Below are 24,659 nucleotides of genomic sequence, written 5' to 3' on the forward strand. Positions count from 1 at the left end.
GAGTCATGATATCAGATGAAAAATGAATGTTTCTATTTTAGAAAATACCTGACAGTTATAGACAGTTTGGAGGTTCTAGTGTGAAAAATGAAAAATTAGAAATAATAGAAAGTAACGAATTTCAAAATTTATTTGATAAATCAAAAAAGCTGATTGACAGTGCCAGAAGTAATATGGGACAAATGGCAAATGCAATTACAGTTCTTACCAGTTTTCTGCTTGGAAGATATATTATAGAGCAGGAACAGCAGGGTTCAGAAAGAGCAAAATATGGAGCAAAAGTCTTGGATTCTTTGTCATCATATTTGACAGAAGAATATGGCAGAGGTTTTTCAAGAAGCAATGTTGCAGGAATGCGTCAATTTTACATGGCTTACAAAGATAGAGAAGATGAAATTATCCAATCGGGAATTGGACAATTTGAACAGGCTTTTGGAATTGTCCAATCAGGAATTGGACAATTAGAAACGGCATACAAAAAAATGCCATTTAAGCTGAGCTGGACACATTATCAGATACTTATGCGTATAGAGGATAAGGACGAAAGAGACTTTTATGAAAAGGAAGCAATACGTTCTAACTGGAATGTAAGCACCTTAAAAAGACAATTTCACTCCAGTTTGTATGAAAGACTTGCATTGAGCAGAGATAAAAATGATGTGATGCGATTGGCAAATGAAGGTGCCGTTCCGCAGAAACCAGAAGATATTTTACATACTCCGTATGTACTGGAGTTTGCAGGACTGGAGGATAAAGCAGCATATCATGAAAGTGATCTGGAATCGGCGGTAATTGGGAAAATGCAGAAGTTTCTTTTGGAGTTGGGGAAAGGCTTTCTCTTTGAACAGCGGCAAAAGAGGTTTACATTTAATGACAAAAATTTTTATGTGGACCTGGTTCTGTATAACAGATTGTTAAGGTGCTATGTCTTGATAGATTTTAAGATTGATGAGCTTACACATCAGGACTTAGGACAGATGCAGATGTATGTAAACTATTATGACCGGTATGAGAAAATTGAGGGAGAAAATCCGACGATTGGTATCTTACTCTGTAAGCAAAGTGATGAGGCTCTTGTCGATTTAACACTCCCGGAAAATGCCAATATTTATGCAAAAGAGTATAAATTATATTTGCCGGATAAAAAGCTGTTACAGAAAAAGCTAAAAGAATGGCTGGATGAAGAACAGAATTGATTCAGAGGGAGAGTGCTATCTGGGGGGGTAGCATTCTCGTTAATAACAACAATTACGTTTGTGACCTTACTATTAGTGGTTTGTTTTTACACAGATGTGATTGTATTCCCAATTAAAATTATGTCGCTGAGATAACACGCGGTGGAAAGGGCAAAGAGATAAAATCTATTCCGATATATGCTGTAGGGAGTAGATTTCCGTATAATTAGAGTATTTTGTACTTTTTGTGATGATGACACCTTCCTTTAATGACTGATTTGAGTTTATAAATATTTTATTTAGCAATAGAAAATGACTTTCAAGAATTTACACTACCTTAACGTGAATACTTGTTGACTTCTGGATACATCAAAATCATCAATTATGAAATATAGCAGAAACAGAAATGGTATGACAGCACCACAAACATTTGATGTTGACAATGTTAATGCGAAATATGATTAATAATTTTAATATTAAATATGGAGGATGATGATATGAAAAAAAGAGCGTTTATGCTAGTTGGCATATTATTGATTTCAATTGTTATGAGTGCTTGTAGTTCAAATTCAAAATCCACAACAAATGAAAATGAAACTACTATTATTCAAGCGGAATATCCTGTATATGATACTGCGGAAGAAATTGTTGATGCTTCAGATTTAGTTTTTAGTGGTACAGTTACGGAAATTAATTATGAATCACTGAATGTTAAATCAGAAACAGGAGCCGATTCTGAAACTGGATTAGTTGAAGCTACAGAAATTCCATATACAATTTTTGATATTAGTATTGAAAAGGTGTATAAAGGAAATGTAGAATCAAGTTCAATTTCAATAAAACGACCAGGTGGAAAGATAGATGGTCAATTTTTTGTTGTAGAAGGTGCTTCAACAATCGAAGTGGGAGAAACATATCTGTTTATTACACAAACATATGAAAATGCTTATCCTAGTCTGTTAAATGTGACGCAAGCCTCATTCGATATGAGCAAACCTGAAGTTTTAAATAGTGAACAAGGCAATGCGAGAATCACTTTATCCGAAGTTTTAGAATATTTGGATTCAATCAATTAGAAGGTAAGATTAGAATAGCTCAGTTGTTGATAATTGTACCAATTTATGCTGATAGGGTAATCTATGTAAATCTGGCTGTTGAAAATCAATTACATGATTTTGAGGAGCTTGTATTATCAAATTCATTACGTTTTGGAACGGTCAATTATTGCAGAAAAGAGAGACTGGAAGAATTTTGCAATTCAAAAGAGACTATACTTATCATAGATGAAATTCAGGAAAGCAGTATGGTTTATAACAGCATAAGGGCACTTCAGGGAGAACTTAACTGTCATGTGGCTGTTAAGGAAAATTTAAATTTTATATTTTAAATAAAAGCAATCAGAAAATCAATCGTAAAAAATACGATTGATTCAGACTGTAGACAAAGTACTCCGAGAAACGAAAGTTTCTCCCCCCTATTGGTTTATAAGCTGTGGTTTTTGTTTTTTGTCTGTTGTTCCTGCACCGGATCGGTTTGTGTTCGTCCGAGATACCGATTAAGATTTTCCTGTTTCCGCTTTAAATTCCACACCTCTTTTTCACAGCTCTTGTAGGTTGTGGTCAGTTCTTTTTTCTGCGTTTCCAATGCCTGATATTCGGCTCGCAGCTTATCCACATTCAATCCTTTTAGCTTGATGCCTGCCTGTTCAAGCATACGCCTTGCACCGCCATAAAGGATAATCTGGCTCTCGTATCTGCGGAAATATGCGTCCGGGTTCTTGGCTTTTTTGTAGGCGATATGGTAAGAGCGGTTGTCCTTGTACTGCTCGGCATATTTGATGATTTCCGCAAGGTTTTTCATGCGGTGTTCCAGTTCCACAACGCTCTGTTTGGCGGACTTTCCCGCTTCGTTTTTTACAGTAATTTTATGCTCCAGATCGGAGAGAGAACCAGCTTCATTATAGCTTTGTGCGGCGATTTTCAGATTCTCGATTGCCGCCCACTGTTGCAGTCCGGGACTGTTCTGGAATTTCTCGTCCGAGGTGTCAATGATCTTGCGGGAAGAGTAGTCTTTTTTCGGGATAACTGCCTTTCGTTCCCGTTTCTTTTCGATGCGTTCCCGGATACGTTTCTTTGTGTATTCTTTCCCTAAAGACCTTGCACTACCACGGACAAAATGCTCCTTGTCCAGAGGGCGGAAAGAGATATATTTTGCAGCATCTTCTCCAAAAGTTTCCCCTTTGATTTCGTAACCTTTTGCCCGCATAAGAAGCAGAAATTCTTCATAGGTGGAAGCCGACTTGATGAAAAAATTGATGTCCTGTCGAAGCTGTGTTTTCCAAGTCGAACCATTCTGATCAGACTGCCATTCTTTGTATTTTTTGCCACGTTCACCACCCGGAATGATGACGGAAAGATTGTGTTCCCTGCACAGTTCATCACTCAGTTTACGGATGTGGTAATAGGACTGTTTGCAGTCGTGATATTTGTTGTGTTCGATGTTGTCAGCGGCACAAAAAATGATGTGATTATGAACGTGTTCTTTGTCAATATGGGTGGTAACAACATACGAATATTTTCCCTCTAAAAGTTTATCTGCAAGCTCCTTTCCAATGTGGTGCGCTTCTTCAAAACCGACCTCGCCCGGAGCAAAAGCCTGTATGAGATGATAGGCTTTGTTGGGACTGTTTTCCCTGCAATGGTCAAGCGTATATTTAAAGTCAATTGCCGCAGTTTCGGGCGCACACGCATAAGACGAAACATAGATTTGTTCATCGGTTTTGTCCGGGTTGCAGATATATTCTATGGCTTTATCAACGGTTGCTTTGATAGCATGGATTTTTGTGTATGCCATACCTCATTCATCAACTCCTTTACTTCGTTTATATCCTCTTGATAAATGTTTCCAGTGCTGTTTACCCTCTTTGCGATCTGGTTTAAATTGGAGCTGATACGTCCCAACTCCGTATTATAATTTCGCAGGTAACTGTAATCAACATCATACACATATCCATATAAGATCAGCTTGCGCAGGAAGGCAGACATACTCTTCATGCCGGATGCTTTGAACTTGGTATTGAGGATGTACTGCTCATCATCGCTGAGATAAAATTGCACCGGATTGGTGCGGTTTCGCTTTGCTATTTCTGCCACTTCCTTTCTCTCTTTTGGGTACAAAAAAACTGCTGTAAAATGTTCGATTTTTACAACAGTTTGTTTCAAGTTTTATTTAGTTTTGGGCATAACTATCCAAAACAAATTGTAGCAAAAGCGGCAGGAAAGGTCAAGGTATTCCACAGGAAAACCGAAGAAAAAATAAAAGAGGGTTAGGGATGCTTCCCTATGGAAATTCACACGCATATACGATAGTAAAGTGTGGGGAATTTCGCCTGTGTCATGACACAGGCAGTGCTTGCTACTCTACCCTCGACACTCCCGGAGGGTGTGTTGGTTTGTGGAGTTTTTGTGCCTTTATCATGATTCTCGACTTTTAACTTGCTTTTTGATATAATAAAAACACACAAGGCATAGGAGGAAAAACAGAAATGTTAAGACCGAAAGAAGTTGTTCAGTTATGGGTAGATGCATTCAATAAACATGATGTGGAAGCAATTACAGCCCTTTATCATGAAAATGCGACGAATCACCAAGTAGCGAATGAGCCAGTAGTAGGCATTGAAGCAATCCGTACTATGTTCACAGCCGAATTTTCAACATCGGATATGACAGCTATCGTAGAAAATATTTTTGAGGATGGGCAATGGGCAATCCTTGAATGGCGAGATCCATTGGGGTTACGGGGGTGTGGTTTTTTTCAGGTAGTGAATGGGAAAATTTTATTCCAGCGAGGCTATTGGGATAAGCTCTCATTTTTGAAACAGCACAATCTTCCAATAGAGTAAATATGACATTTTAGGAGAGAATATGGAATACCGGACATTGGAAAATACAGATTCCGTTTGTATATACGAAGCGTTTACACAGGCATTTTCTGATTATCAGGTTTCAGTTGATATGCCTTTTAAATCTTTTGAAACAATGCTGAAAAGAAATGGATTTATGCCTGCGGTTTCAGTTGGAGCCTTTGCAGATAGAACGCTTGTCGGTTTTATCTTGAATGGAGTGAGAGATTGGGATAACGAAAAGACAGTCTATGACCTCGGAACAGGAGTTATCCCCGATTTTCGGAGAACAGGAATTATGGGGGAATTATTGAATCTGGTTAGCACTATATGTATAAAAAATAAAATCAGCGTGTATCAACTGGAAGTGATTCAAGATAATGAGAAGGCGCTCACTTTATATAAAAAACAGGGATTTCGAATTAACAGAATATTGAATTGTTACCAACTGACGGGCAAGATAAAAGAACCGGGCGTACATAAAGTGTGGAAACTGGAACATCCGGAAAAATTACAAGATGATCAATGGACAGCAGTCAAAGATTTTTGGACTTATCCACCTTCATGGCAAAACGCAAAAGACGCTGTTTGTGCAATCGCTAAATCCTTTTCTTATACGATTGTTAAATTTGATGGAAACTTGATTGGATATGGTATTGTGGACAAAATAAAAGGAGATATTGCGCAGTTAGCGGTACATCCCAAATATCGCAGAATGGGAGTTGCCACAGAGATTTTGTTAGATTTACTTAAACAAACAAAGAGTTTAGAGATGAGAGTAATAAATGTGGATGAACGGGATCAGGCATTGAATGCTTTTTTGAAGAAATTGAAATTTAGTGTATTTGTTAAACAATATGAAATGAGAAAACATTTTTCTGCTTAGGATATTGTATAGATGAAGAAGCTGACTTTGAGGACAGTTGTCAGTAAAGGAGCAGTTATGAGATATAACAAAACAATAATATTAAGTAATGGCATGGAATGTTGTTTGAGGAATGGAACAGAGAGTGATGGTCAGCTTGTAGTGGATAATTTCAATCTGACACATAGTGAAACAGATTATTTGCTTACATATCCAGATGAAAACAGTTTTAATGCCGCACAGGAGAGCCAGTTTCTGAAAGAAAAAGCTGAGAGTGAAAGAGAGATTGAATTGCTTGCCATAGTTGACAGTGTAATTGCGGGAACAGCAGGAATTGAGGCAATCGGTACAAAATATAAGGTACGGCATCGAGCAGAATTTGGCATCAGTGTTGTGAGAAAGTATTGGGGACTTGGAATTGGTAAGGCTTTGCTGACTTCGTGTATCGAATGTGCTAAAACAGCGGGATATAACCAGCTTGAACTTAAAGTAGTTGCTGAAAATGAAAGAGCAGTTTCTATGTACGAACGGGCTGGATTTGTCGAGTGTGGAAGAAATCCCAAAGGATTTCGCTCCCGCATAGCCGGATTTCAGGAAGTCATTTCTATGAGATTGGAATTGTGATGATCGACAAATTTATTCCAGTTTCAAAATGGAGGTTATTGTCTACTGGGGTGACTGGTTGGAGTTGTTTAGCAAAAGCCAGTATGGGGAGTAGCCAAATTTTCCTTGATGTTGTTCGGCTGTTTTTATTGTCTCTGCATCTGAACAGAGAATGACAACCTTTACAGGATAATTATCCGAATATTTGATGTTTCTTAAATATTATCTCCCTTTTCAGATTATGGTTGCGATTGCTCTATTTTTTAAATAATTATGCCTTTTCCATATTTTCTGTAATATCCTTACCCGGAAGCATTTGAAGTAATGCAATATTTATCTCGTTTCCCATAAAAAATCCTCTTGTATATTTCGATTTGTTTCTTTGAATATTAGCATAAGTCTCCAGAAAATTTAATGTAAGTCAATATTATTTAATGCTTTCTTTTCAGATGCAGATGTGTTATAATTACTACATTTCCAAAAAGGAGTTAAAAAATATGCGGCAAGGTATTCTTAAATAAAACTATAATCAAATAGTGGGAACAAAAAACTTTGGGATGTCCTTTGGAACAAGGGCTTAGTTTTTTGTGCCAAATTTAAGAATACTTTTGCCTTATTTATATTGACATAGCAAGACAAGTGGCAAGTACCTATTGGTGCGTGTCTTTTATGTGTATGTCCACAGATTATATCCCCAGTGGTAAAAGTATTTTACTGCTGGGGATTTTTATGCCTTTTTTGGCTGTGAATGGAGGACGACATATGAAAATAATTAATATCGGCATTCTTGCGCATGTTGATGCAGGAAAAACAACACTGACAGAAAGCCTGCTGTATACAAGTGGGGCAATCATGGAACCAGGTAGTGTAGATAAAGGTACAACAAGAACGGACTCTATGGCTTTGGAACGTCAAAGGAAAATTACAATTCAGGCTGCCGTTACATCTTTTCGCTGGAAAGGGTACAAAGTTAATCTTGTGGACACCCCCGGACACATGGACTTTTTAACAGAAGTGCATCGCTCCTTATCGGTTCTGGATGGAGCAATTTTAGTAGTGTCCGCAAAAGATGGTGTACAAGCCCAGACCAGAGTGCTGTTTCATGCGCTAAGGAAAATGAAGATACCAACAATCATTTTTATCAATAAAATAGATCAAAGTGGTGTTGTTCTTGAGCAAACTTATCAAAATATCAGAGAAAAATTGACAGAAGATATGATTGTTATGCAGGAAGTTCATTTATGTTCAGAAATAATACTTTCTGATGTTGCAGATTTTGAAAAGTGGGATGCTGTAATTGCTGGGAATGATGATATTTTAGAAAAATATCTTTCAGGAGTCCCTTTGACACTGTGGGAACTGCAAAAAGAAATAAAACGAAGGGTACAAAGGGGAACGCTTTTTCCGGTATATCATGGAAGCGCAAAAGACAATATCGGGGTAAAAGAATTGCTTGAAGTGATTACAGAAGTTTTTTCATTGGAAACAGACGACAGTCAATCGGAATTGTGTGGGTATGTATTTAAAATTGAATATACCGAGCAGAAAAAACGACGTTGCTATTTAAGGCTCTATAGCGGTACGCTTTGTTTACGGGAAACGATTCTTTTGTCAAAAAAGGAAAAAATTAAAATTACAGAGATGTCAATTCCATTTGATGGAGAAATCGTCCCAACAGACACCGCTGATTCCGGGGAGATTGTTATTTTATCTGACAATACATTAAAACTAAATGATGTTCTAGGAGATGAAAAACTATTGCCACGCAAGGCGTGGACGGATAATCCCCTGCCGTTTCTTCGGACAACGATAGAGCCAATCAAAGCAGAGCAAAGGGAAGTATTACTGGATGCCCTTACAGAGATTGCGGATACTGATCCGCTTCTGCATTTTATGATTGATTCTATTACTCATGAAATTATTCTTTCCTTTTTGGGAAAAGTACAATTGGAAGTTGTTTGTTCTTTATTAAATGAAAAATATAGTGTCGAGGTAGCAATAAAAGAGCCTACCGTTATTTATCTGGAAAGACCACGAAAAGAGGCTCATTATACAATTCATATTGAAGTACCGCCAAATCCCTTTTGGGCGTCGATTGGTTTGGCTGTCACTCCTCTTCCTGTTGGAAGCGGAACAGAATATGAAAGTAAAGTGTCTCTCGGTTATTTAAACCAAAGCTTTCAAAACGCAGTTATGGAAGGGATTCGGTATGGATTAGAGCAGGGAGTGTATGGATGGGAGGTAACAGATTGCAGAATTTGCTTTGAATATGGTGTTTATTACAGCCCGGTCAGTACTCCGGCAGATTTCCGCTTTCTTGCGCCTGTTGTGTTGGAACAGGTATTAAAAAAAGCGGGAACGCAAGTTTTAGAACCCTATCTTTCTTTTATCCTATTTGCGCCGCAGGAATATCTTTCACGAGCTTATCATGATGCTGTGAAATATGATGCGGTAATTGAAACAACTTCGTTAAAAAATAATGAGGCAATTTTAACTGGAGAAATACCGGCTCGGCGGATCGGGGAATACAAAAGTGATTTGAATTTCTATACAAATGGAAGAAGCGTTTGTTTGACAGAATTGAAAGGGTATCAGGAAACTTCTGGGGAACCTGTAGTACAACCTCGCCGCCCAAATAGTCGGTTAGATAAGGTTCGCCATATGTTTCAGAAGATAATGTAACGTCTTGCGCAATGCAAGTGTTCATTGCTGGCTATTGCGAAATATCATTGATAAAATCAGTATCAGAGAGGAGGAACTATTTTGAACCAGGAACAGACGAATATTACAACAGGAAAGCAAATACGTCATCTGCGAACACAATCGGGAATGACACAGGAAGAACTAGCCGGGGAATTGAATGTTACCCGGCAGGCACTATCGAATTGGGAGAGAGATGTTAATGAACCCGATTTAAATACGTTGAAAAAAATTTGCTTTCTTTTTGGAGTCCACATGGACGATTTTGCGAAGGAGGTAATAACAAAGATGGAAACATATGAAAAAAAGGAGAAACGACAATTTAATAAGTACGATATGGCAATTGGACTTTTTTATGGTGTTGGTATATTTCTTGGCATTGGTATTTTCTTTGTTGGCGGTTTTATGACAATGTCGGGTGCAGGATGGGGAGCATCACTATTTGGCGGTGGCTGTTTTTCTCTTGTATTTGGCTTGATATGCCATGCAATTATTACATTGAGAAGAAATGACAAATGATGACATATTCTGCTTCCTTAAAAAGAAGCGTTCTGTATAGCGAAACAAGCCACAGTTTTGCAGAGGAAGGAGGTAATTAGGCGGCTAAGGGCAGCCGCCTTTGTTTTAGAAAAGAGATAGGAGAGGGAGTGGATTTACTTCGAAAAATTTTTATATGTCCGAAGATAGGCTTCCACAATAGCGAGAATTGTTATAATCTGTTCTTCTGTACATTGTGACAGATAAACCAACAGCCGCTGGTAGTCGAGGTTGTCTGCCGGGACAGTTGGATAAAAAAACGGATCGGCGGAAATATGTAAGGCTCGTATGAGCTGCCCCAGCTTTTCAAGGCTTGGCACGTTTCCATGATTTTCGATTTCCTCGATATAGCGTGAGGAAACGCCGGATTTTTCAGCCAGTTCTTCATAGGTCAGTTTTTGTTCAGTCCTAGCCTGTTTCAAACGAAATCCCATTTCCTTGTCAATTTTCTTTTTTCTTGCCATATATGCACCTCCATGTATAGTGTATATTGCACATTTTACTTTTGAAATGCACTAATAATTCACTTTATCAGAGGGGCATAATACATAATAAAATAGAATGACTTTGGATATTGCATATAAAAAAACGCAGTATCCAAAGGTTTTTTTGCGTGGTTTTTATCCTTTGGGTACGTTTAGGGGAATTTATGTGTTCTGAACGGTCTGAGGGATATTTTTTTGACTTCGGGAACCTGTCCGTCTATTGGCGTGGGAAGGTTCTTTTATAAGGTGTTTTACTGGAAGTGAAGCAGAATATACCTTAAAGAGTGAACTATACACGCTCGCAGTTTGTGGAGAAAACAGAATAACAGATATGAATAACGTCCAATGGGCATTGAGCCTGTTCGGGCGTTTTTTATATAAATTTTTCAAAAATTTTTACTCCCACCCGAACATCAGCCTATTGCTATTTGGCAGATACAACGGAAAGGGAAAAGGTGTATGCCTTTGTCACGTCACAACGGGGGAGGAGGTGAACTCGTATGAAGAAACCTTCTTGCCATGATGAACTGACAATCAGGCATCGCTTTGACCGCCTGTGCCAGATGTCGCTGAAAGGTGAAGCGATTAACTATTACCGGCACATGGATTACCGCAGGGAGCATGAAGCCATGTTTTCTGAACTGTCTGAAAAGGAGCTGAACCAGTTGTCTGTTATGGATGAGTATGGAGTGGAGAACAGTCATTTTACAGTGCATGGATATGACATTGAAGTAAAAGACACCCTGATAGCGGAAGCGTTGCAGGCACTTTCGGAACGGAAGCGGAATGTAATACTGCTTTCGTATTTTCTGGAAATGAGCGATGCGGATATAGCAAGGGAAATGAACCTTGTACGCAGTACGATCCACGAACACCGGACACGCTCGCTTGAGATTTTGAGAAAGATTATGGAGGAAAAAGCAGATGAAAAAGAAATGTAAGAATAGTGAAGAAAAGAATTTGCTGCCTTTCCATATCATAAAGGCAGCATCAGAAGGCAATGTAATGGCAATCAACGCAGTTTTGAAGCATTACGAGGGATACATAATCACTTTGTCCACCCGGAAAATGTATGACGAGGGTGGGCGGCTGCATTTTTGTGTTGATGAAACGTTGCGCCGGAGGCTTGAAACAAAGCTGATTACGAAGATACTGGCATTTGAAGCGGTATAACGGGCGGTTAACTGCCCTTTTCTATAGCTGATTATCAGCGTCGTACATTGAAAACTGAATACTGTATTGCATACAGGACGTGAGGATATGCGGAGCCACTAGGCAGATGCGCCATGACATACCTGCCCTGTCTTATGGCGGGGCGAACGTGAGGAAATGCTGAAAAACTGCATTGAAGCAAAGGTAAGGAGCGAGTGGAATCTGGCAAAGTGTGTAGCGGTTACAAGGGGCGATGAAGCATATCTGTGATAATGATACTTCCGGGTTGCAGGAAATCTGCAATCCGGTCAATTTGAATGACGGTGCAAGACCGATGTGGGCAGTGTAGCGATCTGCCACCTGTATTGCAGTTTTTTATCTGCTAATAAATGGGGAGAAGTGTATTCTGTCTATTTATTAGCAGATAAGGCTGTGCAAAAAAGGAGGACTATTTTAATGCAGAGAATACCGAAAGCAATTAACAAAAAGAGGTTAGTCAGATATAAGGACGGAGCAGAAATGTACAGTATGGGCATGAATAAATTTCAATCTTTAGCGAAAGATGCAGGTGCTATCTTGAAGATTGACAGAATGGTATTGGTTGATTTAGATATATTTGACCAATATCTTGAATCATTTCGTGTGAAATAGGTAGCTGGTGTCTTGGTTAAGAAAGATTTTTCGTATAACTGAAAATAAGTGTTGACTTTTGGTTTAACTGAAAGTATAATGATTATGAAATGGATGGAGGTGTATATTGTGGCAAGGACAGGCAGACCAAAGTCGGACAATCCGAAGAAGAATCTTATCGGATTAAAGTTGACAGAGGATGAAGCCGCAAAACTCAGAGAATATGCGTCCAAACATGACATGACCATAACGCAGGTGCTACAAAAGGGGATTGATTTGCAGTATGCAATGGAAGAAACCCTGAGCAGCTAGTACGAAATCTCTTTCCTTGAGAAAGGAGCAGAGATGGCAAAATCAAGAAAGGATAATAAAGGGAGGGTTTTAAGGAAAGGCGAAACGCAGCGCAGTTGTGATGGCAAGTATGTATATACTTATACTGATCCGGAAGGAAAGCGCCGGAGCATATACTCAAAGGATATTATGGAACTGCGTGTGAGGGAAGAAAAACTGATTAAAGACCAGTTAGACGGATTGGATACATATGTGGCTGGCAGTGCAACAGTCAATTTTGTTTTTGACAGGTACATATCTACAAAGTCAGAACTCAGGGGAACAACCATGAGGAACTACAAATATATGTATGACCGTTTTATCAGGAATGGATTTGGCAGGAAAAAAATTGCAGCAATAAAATTTTCTGATGTATTGCAGTTTTACCAGCATCTGCTGAAGGACAAAGAAATGCAGATTAACACATTGGAAACAATCCATACGGTTCTTCACCCAACATTTCAGTTAGCAGTGCGGGATGATATTATCCGCAACAATCCAAGTGACGGAGTTATGGCGCAGATAAAAAAACAGCCGGGGAAAAATCATGGCGTAAGACATGCTCTGACTCTGGAACAGCAGAGAGCCTTTATAAACTATGTAGAAAGCAGTCCGAAGTATTTCCGCTGGACATCTTTGTTTAAATTTTTGTTAGGAACGGGATGCCGGATAGGGGAAGCTATCGGAATCAGATGGGAAGATGTGGATTTTGAAAAACGGATAATCAGCATCAACCACAGTTTAGTGTATTACAGTACAGAGTATAAAGAACATCCCATGTGTACGTTTTCTATATCACTTCCAAAAACAGAAGCAGGTATACGCATTATTCCGATGATGGATGCGGTATATGACGCACTCCAGACAGAACTTGCAGACCAGCAGGAAAACGGGTTTAATGAAACGGAGATTGACGGTATGAAAGGATTTATTTTTATGAACCGTTTTGGCTATGTCCATAATCCGCAGTCTATCAACCGGGCAATTAAGCGTATATACGAATCGTACAATGCAGAAGAAGTGGTAAACGCTTCCAAGCAGCACAGGGAGCCAGTGCTAATACCACATTTCTCATGTCATCATTTGAGGCATACCTTTTGCTCAAGGTTTTGCGAGAATGAAACAAATTTAAAGGTGATCCAGTCGATCATGGGACACGCCAACATTGAAACCACGATGGACATTTATGCGGAAGTCACCGATGCAAAGAAGCAGGAAGCAATTCAAAACTTAGCACACAAATTAGATGTATTTTAGGAAAGAGTCCGGCTAGGACTGACAGAGAGTACGACAAATTGTGTGCCATACGACAAGGGTACGACAAATTCGGGTGCTTTAATCAGTTTAAAAGTGTTATTTGACTGATTGTAAGATGCCGAAAAGTGGCTTAATAAAGGGAAATAAGTCATTTTAAAATAAAGTGATAAGAAATCCCGACGATGAAAACGCTTGGCGGAAAAGACCAGTAAAATCAGGGGTTTTCACAGGAAAGGCAAAATTTACGACCGGTTTACGACAAAACTGATAAAGAGAGTATGTTTATCATTTAAAAGACGAAAAAGCAAGACATTGTTTGAATTAAATGCCTTGCTTTTTTTGATGCGCTTTTTAGGCGGTAAAAAGAATGATTATGCCACTGGGAGCTGTTAGACAAGCTGGCAGAGAAAAAAGCAGTCATCGAGCAGAGGGACAAGTCGGAGAAGGAAGCCCCGGAGAAGGGGACAGAGAAAAAATCGGAGAGGGAGATATAAGCTATGGATAAATTTACAGTGGAAGAAATCAATCTAATGTGTGTTTGAGGGGCAGGACAGGACGGGCGTGATTATACTCCTGCTTGTACGACGGCTTTTTTTCTTTTGCCGTCGTGCGGCAGATTCAGAGTTTATTTAATTTATGGATTTGCCTAATTCATAAGCGGCAGATACTTCGGGTTTTCCTTCAATATCGCCTACGTCTCCACTTCCTCCGGCAAGAACATGGCCGAGATTATCCCACTTCAAATGCTCCATCAAGTGATTATAGTAAAGAAGAACATCATCAAAGCCACAGCCATCAACAGAGCAGAAGTCCTGCTGTGTCCCCGCAGAAGATTGCCGTCCCCCCCTCTTCCAAAGCAAACAGGCGGTCAATAGCAGTTCTGATTTGACCGCTCATGTTCCAGTAATAGAGCGGACTTGCCAGCACGATCACATTGCACTCCCGCACCGCCGGATAAATTTTGTCCATGTCATCTCGCTGGACACAGGGACACTCTCTGCTGCTATGTCCGCCAAAGCAGCCTTTACAGCCGTGGATGCTCATGCCATCCAGGAAAAATTCTGTTACAGTATGACCGGCACTTTCCGCGCCGTCGGTAAACGCTTTAACCAGCGCGGAGGTGTTTCTGTTTCTGCGGGGACTGCCATTGAGAATGACAATTTTCTTGGGCATGGTGTTTTTCCTCCTTAAAACTTCTCTGCCAGAGCCGCCGCCTGTTTACAGCCGTCTGTCTTAGCAATATCACCGACATTCAGCACGCCCGGAACCAGAACCTCGCCCACCATCTTCCACTTCATCAGTGCGGCAGAGCGTTCTATGGGGACGCCCACACCGTCAAAGACGGACATATCATCTTCTTCACAGCAGGCAATCACAGCACACTCCTTGCCCGCAGTATCCTTGCCGCCCACCACAAAAGAGAACAGGCGGTCAATGACGCCCTTAATCTGTGCGGGGATGGAATACCAGTAGACGGGCATGGAGAAAACCACTGCGTCGGCCTCCAGAATAGCGGGGGTAATCGCGTTGAAGTCGTCGTCAAAGGAGCAGGCTTTTCCAGTCTTAAAGCAGGTTTCGCAAGCCCGACAGCCGCACACATTTTTCAGCGCGGCGGGAAACAGGCAGGAAGAACGGGCGCAAAGCGCATGCGGACGGTTAGAAGTCCTTTCCGTGGGTAAGTAGTATAAAACCCTTACCCTGTGGATTTTCGCGTCTGTAATGCCTTAAAAGTCAAGCCTTTTCAAGCCCTATTGCGTAACACTCCATTCTGTTCTTTGGGAGAGGTCGGGGGCGCGGGGGCAGAGCCACTGCAAAACCTACCGATAGTCACAGCAGTAGTGCAGACGGTCTGGATAGGCGGAACGGGGCAAAGTGCAGATTGCTTTTCGTAATTGGGTATGGTATAGTTTTCCCAGTACAAACCGATAAATCGGGATTTGCAGATGAATTTCTTGAACTTTCCTTATTTTTCAAGGCTTTTAGAGCCTTATATAGTGAATTGATATGTATTTTCCCTTGTTTTTGCCCTTATGGGTATTTTACAAGGGAAAGTTTTTGTGAAATGTACTTAATCGTTGCCTGCCACTTTATCTAAGAGCCTTGCGGAAGTCCGCTTTGCTTCCCTTGTGGCATGGGCATACACATTCATTGTGGTACTTACGTCAGAGTGTCCCAAGAGTTCCTGCACGTCCTTCGGCGCTGCGCCGTTTGACAGCAGATTGCTTGTATAAGTATGGCGGAGCTGGTGGAAGTGAAAGCCCTCAAACCCGTCCAGTTTCTTTGCCAGTGTCCGGCAGACGATACTCAATGTACTCGGTGTTTCAAGGCAGCCGTCCGGTCTTAAACATACAAATGAAATCTCGTTGTAATCCGCCGGAATGTCCTGCGTGCTCTCCAAGTTGTAATACTCATAGTAAACCCTGTTTTTATCCTGCACTTCCTTGTAGTAGTTGCGGTGGTACAGTTCCCCGTACTGCATCAGATTTTTAAGCTGTTCTTTCCTTGCTTTTCTCAGTATGGCGGTAAGTGTGTCCCCAAAATCTACCGTCCGCACTTTCTTACGTTTAGTCGGTCCGATAATCGTTTTGTGCTTTGCGCCGTCATAGCGGACGCTCCGCTTTACCTTAAGATACTGTTCCTCAAGGTTGATGTCCTGCCAAGTCAGCCCGCATACCTCGCCGATCCTAAGCCCTGCATAGTAGGCTATCTGTATCGGCAGAACTGCAGAGACATTTTTCTTTTCAAGATAAGCGATAAGTTTCTCATAGTCATCATGGGAAATAGGCTGCGTGCCTGACTGTCCCATATCTTCCTCTGAAAACAAATCCACTTCCTCTGCCTTTCGTTTCAGCTTGATGTACTGCATTGGATTGAACGTAATCAGTTGTTTTGGGAATACCGCAAAACGGAACGACTGCTGTAAAACCGCTGAGAAAGAGTGGATATAGTCTTTGCTCAATCCTTTTTTGACTTTTCCGTCTGGATAAGTCCCTCCGAAAGTAAGCAGGTCAAGGAATGTCTGCAAATGCTCCGCTGTTACGGTTTTTAATCTACGGTCAGCAACAGGGTGTTTCTTAATGCACCGTATCGCACCGAGATAATTTTCCACCGTACCGTTGCTAAGCGTGCCGACTTTCAATTCTTCCTCCGCCCAAATATCGAGCAGTTCCCCAAGCGTGATGTTGTCAGCCTTTGCAATGAATTTCTTTTCCTCGTAATCCTCCATTGCCTGCCGTAACAGCTTTTCCGTCTCGCTCTTGCTTTCCGTACCCGTAAACTCTTTCTGTACCAAGTTGCCGCTTGCGTCCTCCACATAGAAGCGGTAGTACCATTTCTTTCCTTTTTTTCTTACAGAACCTTTTGCCATAATCCGTTCTCCTTTCGATAACGGGCAATCGGAACTGATGAAATGCTTTCTGCGTGTAAGTATATCATGACTCCGATTGCTTTACTATACCGATTCGGATTCTTCCCCCGATACCATAGAAAGAAGATTTGCAAGCTTTACGGTGGCTGTTTCAGGATTTTTGGAATAGATCCTCACAATATCGCCCATATCATTAAACATGTTTACGGTGTGGGTGATTTCCCGAAGGAACATAATCTCGTTATATTCCTTATTCGATTCAAACCCCATTGTCCGGGCGAGTGCGGCATTTTCCGCATTGTCCTTGAAATTCTTACAGGCAAACCGGAAAGAATCCACGAACAGTTCATACTCCCTCAACATCAGCAGCAGTAAATCCTTTGTAAAGTCCGACTCTGCCTGTTCCATGTCAAACGGCAGCTTTGCGAGAATGGAGGACATCACATCACGAATGAATAATTCCCTTTTATCCGTAATGTTTGTTTCGTATTCTTCTGTTTCCCCTTTTAACCACTCCACAGATACATGAAGTGCTTCTGACAGACCTTCCAAGACCAGCTTCTTTGTGTTGTCGATTGTCCCTGCCTCGTAGCGCACGATTGTGGAAGTGGCTACCCCCATCTTCTCTGCGACATAAGGCTGGTTCAGTCCTAACTCCACCCTCCGTTGTTTTGCCCTGCTACCGATCAGCCTGCGCAATTCTTTATCTTTCATATTGATACGCCTCCTTTGTCGGTATGTTTATACTATACCACACCACACACAATAATGCAATATGCAACTTAAAAATAATTTTTATATTATCATAATGCTTGACAAAGGAATATAAAAGCAGTATAGTATCAGTACACGAAAAATTGCGTAATGCAATTCAAAAGGAGGGAAGTTGATGACAGAAACGAAGATTGCAATGACAATCGAGGAAGCATCCGAGTATACGGGAATCGGCAGGAATACCATGAGAAACCTTGTGGAATGGGGAAAGCTGCCGGTCTTAAAAGTCGGGCGAAAGGTACTTATCAAAAGCGATATTTTGGAAAAGTTCATGGAAGTGAACGAGGGAAAGAACCTGCGGGATAAGGGCGATGTAAAAGCGGTAACAAGAAAATCAGCAGTATAAAAGGCGGCTTCTTACGAAACCGCCTCAGGTATGTATCAGACCGAAGCCATGATATACCTACACGCAAATAGATTATATCATGTGCTTCCTTTTGGTACAAGCGGAAATTTGGGGGAATGGCAAAAACAAGTTGAAAAAATAAGTTCATTTTGGAAAACCAACTTAAAAAATCAACTGATTTTGGTATGTTCAGTTGAAAAAGTCAACTGATGTTTCGGGAGGTATTTTCAATGTGATGTAAGATGGCTGCAAAAAGTCAACTGATATTTCTGATTGCACTTTCTACTATCATGGTTGTACTTTTTACTATCATAAGCGACAGCACTTTTTGCTATCATAGTGACATCATTTTGGGCATGATGATAGTATTTTTTGCTATCATAGAGGCTGATTTTACCGGCATAATCCGAACAGTTTCAAGGGAGATTCTCTTCTCTTAAAGCCCTCGGCGTTTGAGAGCGAAATACACCCATTGCACAAACTGCGTTTATGCAATGGGGATTTCGCCCTTGCAGGGGGCAAATTCACGCTAGCGTGAATTACAAATGCTGACGCATTTGTGATTACCGCTATAAGGCGGATATGTTCGCAAACGTGCCGCCTATGCTGCCGCTCACAATCTGTCATGCCGACACTGCTGCTATCCCCGTTGCCATTTGCAGGAGGGAGGACAAAGCACAATACAGAGACATTCATTTATCCGCATGAGCAAGCTGCCCGATGTCAGGGGCAGGATCACTTATATATCCAGCCATGCGAAACAGGAAAACCTGTATGCGGTCTATGAAACGACAGACCGCCGCTATTGGACGGAGCTTGCGAAATGCAACCGGCAGGAATTTGAAAAAAGCGGCACAGAGGGAATGTGCATTGAGGCGAGGGAATTTATCATTGCCCTGCCCGAATCATTCCCTAATCTTTATGAGCCAAACAAGCTGTTGCAGCTTTTTACAGATCGCTTCAAAGAAAAATATGGCGTGGAGTGCGTATCAGCACTGCACCATAACAAACGAAAGACAAATTACCATATCCATCTTATTTTTTCTGAACGGGAACTGTTGCCCGAACCCATAGAAAAAACCGCGACACGCAATATGTTCTATGACGAAAACGGGAGACATGTCCGAACCAAGAAAGAGATACTCGGCGAAAACGGAAATGTCCGCAAAGGCTGTAAAATCGTGAAGAAAGGAGAAGTCTATGAGCGAAGTCTTTTTACCGCCAAGAGTAAGCTGTTCAAGCAGGAAAATTTTGTTGACGAGATAAAGCATTTCTATACCGACCTTATCAATCTTCTTGTAAAAGACGACAAAGAAAAACTTCATGTGTTCGACAGCAGCGGATTGTATCTTGCCACCAAGAAGATAGGGAAAAACAACCCGAAAGCGGAACAGATACAGACCGATAACGAAATGCGTATGCGTTGGAACAGGGAAGTTGACAGGGCAATTGTCAGCGGCGTTCCCGAAACAGAGATACGACAGATAAAGAAAAAATATATCACTGACCGCATCAGAGAATCGGTTGATATATTCGGCAGCCAGCCGGAACGTCTTGGAAGTATTATTATGACCGCTGTTACGGCGTTGGCATTGCTGATTTCTAAAGTATTGGATAAGGCAAGGGAACTGTCAGCAAAGTTATTTGAGAAAGAAACGATACAGCCGGTTGCAGAGCCAAACGAGAGAAGAACGACACAAGTAATACCGCAGACTGATAAAATACCAATGCAGGAAAAAATCACTCATAAAGAACCGACTGCTAATCCATCATCACAGAAACAGGAGTTGCAGGCAAAAACACAGACAACAGAACAGGAAAAACCTAAAATTCCACCAAAGCCTGTTATGTCCGCTGAAGCCACCGCATATCCAAAGCTGCTGAAAATTTATAAGGAATTAAACCGCCAAAACGGAATTATCTTTGATGCGGAGAGGGAACGCAATGAGTTGGAACTGGAGCGTGACAGCCTGAAAGGATTTGCGAAATTGACAAAGAAGGGGGAACTGCAAAGCAGGATTGAGCGCAAAAATGAGGAAATAGACCTTCTCAAAATTGGTTTGTCGGGGATAGTCAAGCGATATGGATTCCAGACGGTGCATGATTTCTACAAAGTCTTTTCTGTCTCTAAAACTGCTAATGCCGAATATCGGGACAAGGTGGATAAATGGGAAGAACAATACGGGGAAAAAGTACAAAAGAAGGAAGAAAGCATATCCAAACGGTTACGGAATTATCAAAGGGAAAATGCAGACAGACAAACAAAACAGATTTCAAAAAGCAGAAACAGAGGGGCAAGATGACATGCCCCTCTAAAATTTTATTAAGATATTTTTGGCTTGTAAAAACTTTACATCTATTTTATAATGCCGCGATATTGGATTTGATTTTTGTCATGTATGATATAGCTGTCACTTCAAGAAACAATAAAAAGCAAAGGAGATTCAAAAAATGAAAACATCAAAAAAATTCTTGGCATTTGCCCTTGTGAGTGTTCTAATGCTGTCTGCATTAACGGGGTGCAGTAATAAGAACGAGGGAGATTCCGGCAAGTTTGACACGGCAAGAGAGATCAATGTACTTACCCGCGAAGATGGTTCGGGGACACGCGGCGCGTTCATAGAGCTGTTTGGAATCGAGCAGAAAAATGAAGCGGGAGAAAAAATTGACTATACAACAGACACCGCCGCCGTTACAAATTCTACGTCTGTTATGATGACAACGGTTGCCGGGGATTTATACTCTATCGGATATATTTCTCTTGGCTCCATGAATGATACTGTAAAAGCGATTCAGATCGACGGCTGCGAAGCAACGATTGAAAATATTAAAAACGGTACTTATGAGATTGCACGTCCCTTTAACATTGCAACAAAAGACGGTTTGAGCGACACGGCGCAGGATTTTATCGACTTCATTATGAGTGCGGACGGTCAAGCGGTGATTGAAGAAAATGGATATATTTCTGTATCTGACGCGGGAAGTTACAGCGGGGAAATGGATTCGGGCAAAATTATTGTAGCGGGTTCCAGCTCTGTCACCCCGGTTATGGAAAAGCTCAAAGAAGCCTATCTTGAGAGAAATCCGGGCGTTACGATTGAGATACAGCAAAGTGATTCTTCTACTGGTATGTCTGACACAATAGACGGAACCTGCGATATAGGCATGGCTTCCCGTGAGCTGAAAGATTCCGAAATGGAAAAAGGACTGACCGCTACCGTAATTGCAATGGACGGTATTACAGTGATTGTTAATAATGACTGTCCCATAAATAACCTTACAAGCGAACAGGTAAAAGATATTTTCATGGGTAATGCGGCTCGTTGGAGTGAAATATCACAGTAGGATTTTAAGGGGCTGCGGTAAGAAAGCCGCCGCCCCTTTTCAATAAGGAGCATGATTATGAAGAATATAAAAGAAAAAGTGATGAAACTGCTTTTTTTCTTGACAGCCCTTGTTTCCATAGCAGCGGTAATTCTAATCTGCATATTCCTGTTTGCAAGCGGTATCCCTGCAATAAAAGAAATAGGCGTTTTCAAATTTTTGCTGGGTACAAGCTGGAAACCTGCAAATAATCTCTATGGGATTCTCCCTATGATCGTCGGCTCTTTCTATGTAACTGCCGGAGCATTGATTATTGGCGTACCGATTGGAATATTGACAGCGGTATTCATGGCAAGATTTGCTCCGAGAAGTATCTATGCGCCTTTGAAAGCTGCTGTTAATCTAATGGCGGGGATTCCGTCGGTTGTGTACGGTTTTTTTGGATTGGTAGTCTTAGTGCCTTTTATCCGGGAAGCCTTTGGCGGGCGCGGTATGAGTGTTCTTACTGCTTCTGTCCTGCTGGGGCTGATGATTTTACCTACCATTATCAGCGTTTCGGAAACTTCAATCCGGGCTGTCCCGGAAAGTTACTATGAGGGAGGGCTTGCTCTTGGAGCTTCCCATGAAAGAAGTGTATTTTTTACGGTTCTTCCCGCAGCAAAGAGCGGTATTTTTGCAGGGGTTGTATTAGGGATTGGGCGGGCAGTCGGTGAAACAATGGCGGTTATGATGGTTGCCGGAAATCAAGCGGTTATCCCGGACAGTATGCTTTCTGGCGTTCGGACACTGACCACAAACATTGTATTGGAAATGGGATATTCTACGGATTTACACCGTGAAGCGTTAATTGGTACGGCTGTTGTTCTGTTTGTTTTCATTCTCATTATCAATCTGTCCCTCTCCCTGTTCAAAAGGAGGGTGAAATAAATGGTTGGGAAATTGAAACGGAAATGGTGCGCATACAGACGCGACCCTAAATCTTTTGTTCTCTTTCTTTCTGTATGCCTTGCAGCATTGATTACAATACTTGCGCTTATTTTTATTATTGCATATATATTGATAAAAGGGATTCCAAATTTAACGCCGGATTTATTTGACAGCAAATATACAACAGAAAACGTGTCCCTGCTTCCAGCACTTATCAATACACTGTTCATTATGCTGCTTTCTCTGCTGTTTGCGGTTCCCGTAGGAATTGGTGCAGCAATTTATCTGACAGAGTACGCAAGACGGGGAAATAAACTGGTTCATATCGTAGGTATTACCGCTGAAACATTGTCCGGGATTCCGTCAATCGTTTATGGGCTGTTCGGTTCCCTGTTCTTTGTAAAATATCTTGGGCTGGGGTTGTCTTTGCTGTCCGGGGCTTTGACTTTGAGCATTATGATTTTGCCACTTATTATGCGGACAACAGAAGAAGCCTTGCGAAGCGTTCCAGACAGTTACCGTGAGGGCAGCTTTGGGCTTGGAGCCGGAAAGCTACGAACCGTATTCTCTATTGTCCTGCCCTGCGCCGTTCCGGGTATTTTGTCCGGCGTTATTCTTGGAATCGGGCGTATCGTCGGGGAATCGGCGGCACTGATCTTTACTGCCGGAACCGTTGCAGAAATAGCAACAAGCATTTTTTCGTCGGCAAGAACTTTATCCGTCCATATGTATTCTATTTCGGGCGAGGGACTGTATATCAAGCAGACTTACGCAACTGCGGTTGTATTATTGGTTGTTGTCATTCTGATAAATGCACTTTCCGGATTTGTAGCAAAAAAGATAGGAGGTAAAAATACAGATGGATAAGATCATGGTTGAGGATTTGGATTTATTCTACGGAAACTTTCAAGCCTTGAAAAAAATAAATGTGGCGTTTAAGGAACACGAAATTACCGCACTGATCGGACCGTCGGGCTGCGGTAAATCGACATTATTAAAAACATTGAACCGAATGAATGACTTGGTGGAGGGCTGCCACATCAAAGGGACTATCCGTTTAGACGGTGAAGATATTTATGGAAATATGGATATTAACCTACTGCGTAAACGTGTGGGAATGGTATTTCAAAAACCGAATCCGTTCCCTATGAGCATTTATGACAATGTTGCCTTTGGAGCAAGGACACATGGTATCCGTTCTAAAGCTGCGCTGGACGAAATTGTAGAGCGTTCCTTAAAGGGGGCGGCAATTTGGGACGAGGTAAAAGACAGGCTGAAAAAATCTGCGCTTGGTATGTCGGGCGGTCAACAGCAGCGTCTTTGCATTGCCCGCGCTTTGGCAGTGGAGCCGGAAGTTTTGCTGATGGACGAACCGACCAGCGCACTTGACCCTATTTCTACGGCAAAGGTAGAGGAACTTGCCGCAGAATTAAAAAAGGACTATACCATTGTCATTGTGACACATAATATGCAACAAGCACTCCGAATTTCCGACAGGACAGCGTTTTTCCTGCTTGGGGAAATGGTGGAGTTTGGAGAAACAGAAAAATTATTCTCCATGCCGCAGGACAAGCGGACAGAGGATTATATTACGGGGAGGTTTGGATAATGCGCCTAAAATTTGATGAACAGTTAGATTTATTAAATAAAGAGTTGATTACAATGGGGGCTTTTTGTGAAAATGCGATTGCTATGTCCGCTAAAGCTCTGACAGAGGGGAATCCCGCGCTTGCAAAGGCTGTTCCCGATCTCTCTGTTCAGATAGACCACAAGGAGCGTGAAATTGAAACTATGTGTCTAAAGCTGCTCTTACAGCAGCAGCCCGTGGCAAAAGATTTGAGGGTTGTATCGTCCGCGCTAAAAATGGTGACAGATATGGCAAGAATCGGAGATCAATCCGCAGACATAGCGGAAATTATCACATTAGCCAATATCCACGCCACCGACGACACACAAGTTATCCATGATATGTCGGTTGCTGTCATTAAAATGGTAACGGACAGTATTGACGCTTTTGTGAAAAAGGATATGCAGATAGCGAAAGCCGTGATAGATTATGATGATGTGGTGGATTCCTATTTCGATAAGGTGAAGAAAATGTTGATTGAACTTTTCAGCAAGCCCGAAACAGACGGTGAGTATGCCATAGACCTGTTAATGATTGCAAAATATTTTGAACGTATCGGAGATCATGCGGTCAATATTGCAAAATGGGTTCTGTTCTCAATCACAGGGAACAAAGAGGGGTGAACATACCGCCATTGATGAAATATAGGTAATATGGTA

Annotated in this window: 26 protein-coding genes and 1 pseudogene; 20 read left to right on the top strand and 7 right to left on the bottom strand. The window is 41.3% G+C overall.

Annotated features, from left to right (window positions below):
• Positions 1 to 80 precede the first annotated feature (80 nt).
• The 3 genes from V1224_01870 (at position 81) to V1224_01880 (ending at position 2,562) form a co-directional block, all read left to right on the top strand.
• Positions 81 to 1,196, top strand: a complete 1,116-nt coding sequence (locus tag V1224_01870; GenBank protein ID WWR16227.1) for a PDDEXK nuclease domain-containing protein — start codon at positions 81 to 83, stop codon at positions 1,194 to 1,196.
• A gap of 476 nt (positions 1,197 to 1,672) precedes the next feature.
• Positions 1,673 to 2,251: a hypothetical protein gene (locus tag V1224_01875; protein ID WWR16228.1), complete on the top strand. Its 579-nt coding sequence runs from the start codon at positions 1,673 to 1,675 to the stop codon at positions 2,249 to 2,251.
• Between the two features lie 26 nt (positions 2,252 to 2,277).
• Positions 2,278 to 2,562 carry a hypothetical protein gene (locus tag V1224_01880; protein ID WWR16229.1) on the top strand — a complete coding sequence of 95 codons (285 nt, stop codon included), beginning with the start codon at positions 2,278 to 2,280 and terminating at the stop codon, positions 2,560 to 2,562.
• Positions 2,563 to 2,657: 95 nt separating this feature from the next.
• On the opposite strand, the gene V1224_01885 is transcribed toward V1224_01880, so the two are convergent.
• Entirely contained in the window at positions 2,658 to 4,028 is a 1,371-nt protein-coding gene (locus tag V1224_01885; protein WWR16230.1) for a relaxase/mobilization nuclease domain-containing protein, read from the bottom strand.
• Entirely contained in the window at positions 3,977 to 4,318 is a 342-nt protein-coding gene (locus tag V1224_01890; GenBank protein ID WWR17405.1) for a MobC family plasmid mobilization relaxosome protein, read from the bottom strand. Before V1224_01890 ends, V1224_01885 begins: the two co-directional genes overlap by 52 nt.
• 401 nt (positions 4,319 to 4,719) lie before the next feature.
• Between V1224_01890 and V1224_01895 the strand changes: the two genes are divergently transcribed.
• The 5 genes from V1224_01895 to V1224_01915 all read left to right on the top strand — a co-directional run bounded on the left by V1224_01895 (position 4,720) and on the right by V1224_01915 (position 9,763).
• The gene (locus tag V1224_01895) at positions 4,720 to 5,076 is read left to right on the top strand and encodes a nuclear transport factor 2 family protein (GenBank protein ID WWR16231.1); all 357 of its coding nucleotides are present in this window, start codon (positions 4,720 to 4,722) and stop codon (positions 5,074 to 5,076) included.
• Between the two features lie 22 nt (positions 5,077 to 5,098).
• On the top strand, positions 5,099 to 5,962 hold the full coding sequence (locus V1224_01900; protein WWR16232.1) for a GNAT family N-acetyltransferase: 864 nt from the start codon (positions 5,099 to 5,101) through the stop codon (positions 5,960 to 5,962).
• Positions 5,963 to 6,019: 57 nt separating this feature from the next.
• Positions 6,020 to 6,565, top strand: a complete 546-nt coding sequence (locus tag V1224_01905) for a GNAT family N-acetyltransferase (GenBank protein WWR17406.1) — start codon at positions 6,020 to 6,022, stop codon at positions 6,563 to 6,565.
• 741 nt (positions 6,566 to 7,306) lie between these two features.
• Positions 7,307 to 9,226 (top strand): TetM/TetW/TetO/TetS family tetracycline resistance ribosomal protection protein, encoded by a 1,920-nt coding sequence (gene tet, locus V1224_01910; protein ID WWR16233.1) that lies wholly within the window; start codon positions 7,307 to 7,309, stop codon positions 9,224 to 9,226.
• Between the two features lie 81 nt (positions 9,227 to 9,307).
• Positions 9,308 to 9,763: a helix-turn-helix domain-containing protein gene (locus V1224_01915; protein WWR16234.1), complete on the top strand. Its 456-nt coding sequence runs from the start codon at positions 9,308 to 9,310 to the stop codon at positions 9,761 to 9,763.
• Positions 9,764 to 9,897: 134 nt separating this feature from the next.
• Here the strand turns inward: V1224_01915 and V1224_01920 are convergent, their stop codons facing one another.
• Positions 9,898 to 10,245 carry a helix-turn-helix transcriptional regulator gene (locus V1224_01920; GenBank protein ID WWR16235.1) on the bottom strand — a complete coding sequence of 116 codons (348 nt, stop codon included), beginning with the start codon at positions 10,243 to 10,245 and terminating at the stop codon, positions 9,898 to 9,900.
• Between the two features lie 521 nt (positions 10,246 to 10,766).
• Here V1224_01920 and V1224_01925 point away from each other — a divergent pair.
• The 5 genes from V1224_01925 to V1224_01945 all read left to right on the top strand — a co-directional run bounded on the left by V1224_01925 (position 10,767) and on the right by V1224_01945 (position 13,635).
• On the top strand, positions 10,767 to 11,207 hold the full coding sequence (locus tag V1224_01925) for a sigma-70 family RNA polymerase sigma factor (protein ID WWR16236.1): 441 nt from the start codon (positions 10,767 to 10,769) through the stop codon (positions 11,205 to 11,207).
• Positions 11,191 to 11,439, top strand: coding sequence for a helix-turn-helix domain-containing protein (locus V1224_01930; protein WWR16237.1), 249 nt, complete (start codon positions 11,191 to 11,193; stop codon positions 11,437 to 11,439). The genes V1224_01925 and V1224_01930 overlap by 17 nt, the downstream gene beginning before the upstream one ends.
• A gap of 435 nt (positions 11,440 to 11,874) precedes the next feature.
• Entirely contained in the window at positions 11,875 to 12,069 is a 195-nt protein-coding gene (locus V1224_01935) for a DUF6462 family protein (protein ID WWR16238.1), read from the top strand.
• Between the two features lie 93 nt (positions 12,070 to 12,162).
• A complete protein-coding gene (locus V1224_01940; protein WWR16239.1) occupies positions 12,163 to 12,360 on the top strand; it encodes a hypothetical protein in 198 nt (65 codons plus the stop codon).
• 33 nt (positions 12,361 to 12,393) lie between these two features.
• Entirely contained in the window at positions 12,394 to 13,635 is a 1,242-nt protein-coding gene (locus V1224_01945) for a tyrosine-type recombinase/integrase (GenBank protein ID WWR16240.1), read from the top strand.
• A gap of 795 nt (positions 13,636 to 14,430) precedes the next feature.
• Here the strand turns inward: V1224_01945 and V1224_01950 are convergent.
• From V1224_01950 to V1224_01965, 4 genes and pseudogenes are all read right to left on the bottom strand, one after another.
• Positions 14,431 to 14,808 carry a flavodoxin family protein gene (locus V1224_01950; protein ID WWR16241.1) on the bottom strand — a complete coding sequence of 126 codons (378 nt, stop codon included), beginning with the start codon at positions 14,806 to 14,808 and terminating at the stop codon, positions 14,431 to 14,433.
• Between the two features lie 14 nt (positions 14,809 to 14,822).
• A pseudogene (locus tag V1224_01955) lies at positions 14,823 to 15,248 on the bottom strand (flavodoxin family protein).
• A gap of 455 nt (positions 15,249 to 15,703) precedes the next feature.
• Positions 15,704 to 17,002 carry a site-specific integrase gene (locus V1224_01960; protein WWR16242.1) on the bottom strand — a complete coding sequence of 433 codons (1,299 nt, stop codon included), beginning with the start codon at positions 17,000 to 17,002 and terminating at the stop codon, positions 15,704 to 15,706.
• Positions 17,003 to 17,086: 84 nt separating this feature from the next.
• Entirely contained in the window at positions 17,087 to 17,716 is a 630-nt protein-coding gene (locus V1224_01965; protein WWR16243.1) for a helix-turn-helix transcriptional regulator, read from the bottom strand.
• Between the two features lie 175 nt (positions 17,717 to 17,891).
• On the opposite strand from V1224_01965, the gene V1224_01970 reads away from it, so the two are divergent.
• The 7 genes from V1224_01970 to phoU all read left to right on the top strand — a co-directional run bounded on the left by V1224_01970 (position 17,892) and on the right by phoU (position 24,623).
• On the top strand, positions 17,892 to 18,122 hold the full coding sequence (locus tag V1224_01970; GenBank protein ID WWR16244.1) for a helix-turn-helix domain-containing protein: 231 nt from the start codon (positions 17,892 to 17,894) through the stop codon (positions 18,120 to 18,122).
• A gap of 704 nt (positions 18,123 to 18,826) precedes the next feature.
• Positions 18,827 to 20,425, top strand: a complete 1,599-nt coding sequence (locus tag V1224_01975; GenBank protein ID WWR16245.1) for a MobA/MobL family protein — start codon at positions 18,827 to 18,829, stop codon at positions 20,423 to 20,425.
• A gap of 148 nt (positions 20,426 to 20,573) precedes the next feature.
• A complete protein-coding gene (locus V1224_01980) occupies positions 20,574 to 21,467 on the top strand; it encodes a substrate-binding domain-containing protein (GenBank protein ID WWR16246.1) in 894 nt (297 codons plus the stop codon).
• Positions 21,468 to 21,524: 57 nt separating this feature from the next.
• The gene (gene pstC / locus V1224_01985; protein WWR16247.1) at positions 21,525 to 22,373 is read left to right on the top strand and encodes a phosphate ABC transporter permease subunit PstC; all 849 of its coding nucleotides are present in this window, start codon (positions 21,525 to 21,527) and stop codon (positions 22,371 to 22,373) included.
• The gene (gene pstA, locus V1224_01990; GenBank protein ID WWR16248.1) at positions 22,374 to 23,240 is read left to right on the top strand and encodes a phosphate ABC transporter permease PstA; all 867 of its coding nucleotides are present in this window, start codon (positions 22,374 to 22,376) and stop codon (positions 23,238 to 23,240) included.
• Positions 23,233 to 23,982: a phosphate ABC transporter ATP-binding protein PstB gene (gene pstB / locus V1224_01995; GenBank protein ID WWR16249.1), complete on the top strand. Its 750-nt coding sequence runs from the start codon at positions 23,233 to 23,235 to the stop codon at positions 23,980 to 23,982. The genes pstA and pstB overlap by 8 nt, the downstream gene beginning before the upstream one ends.
• Positions 23,982 to 24,623, top strand: a complete 642-nt coding sequence (gene phoU / locus V1224_02000) for a phosphate signaling complex protein PhoU (protein WWR16250.1) — start codon at positions 23,982 to 23,984, stop codon at positions 24,621 to 24,623. Before pstB ends, phoU begins: the two co-directional genes overlap by 1 nt.
• Positions 24,624 to 24,659 lie beyond the last annotated feature (36 nt).

Source organism: Lachnospiraceae bacterium JLR.KK008, assembly GCA_037015955.1.
Taxonomy (GTDB): domain Bacteria; phylum Bacillota; class Clostridia; order Lachnospirales; family Lachnospiraceae; genus VSOB01.